General features: G+C 67.9%; 1 protein-coding gene. It reads left to right on the top strand.

Going from position 1 to position 433, the window contains the following annotated elements; all coding sequences use genetic code 11:
• On the top strand, positions 1 to 433 hold a 433-nt coding region (locus tag SB719_RS19065; protein ID WP_412159590.1), incomplete at both ends, for a LysR substrate-binding domain-containing protein.

The raw sequence follows: 433 nt of genomic DNA, 5'->3' as shown, positions 1-433 counted from the left end.
GCCGAGTGGGCTGCCGAACTGCTGGATGCTGCTGAACGGTTCGACGCATCGGTCGCCTCCCTGCGGGGGGGAGCCGGCGAGACACTGCGGATCGCGGCCAGCATGACAATCGCCGAGCATTTGGCACCACACTGGCTCACGTCGTTGAATGCCGCAGGGGGCGGCCCGCGTATCGAGTTAACAGCCGCGAACAGTGAAGCGGTCCTGCTCGCCGTCCGCAACGCATCGGCAACGATCGGATTCATCGAGACGCCGAACGTGCCCGCCGATCTCGCCACCACGAAGTTCGCGTCGGACGAACTCGTCGTCGTCGTCGGACGCACCCATCCGTGGGCGAAGCGGGCACGCGGCATCTCAGCGGAGGAACTCGCCAGCACTCCCCTGGTCTCCCGCGAACGCGGCTCGGGCACCCGTCTCGCCTTGGAGCGGGCGC

This window comes from Pantoea sp. SIMBA_079, from assembly GCF_046940275.1.
GTDB classification, from domain to species: Bacteria; Pseudomonadota; Gammaproteobacteria; order Enterobacterales; family Enterobacteriaceae; genus Pantoea; species Pantoea borealis.
This window is presented reverse-complemented; position numbering and strand designations above follow the sequence as displayed.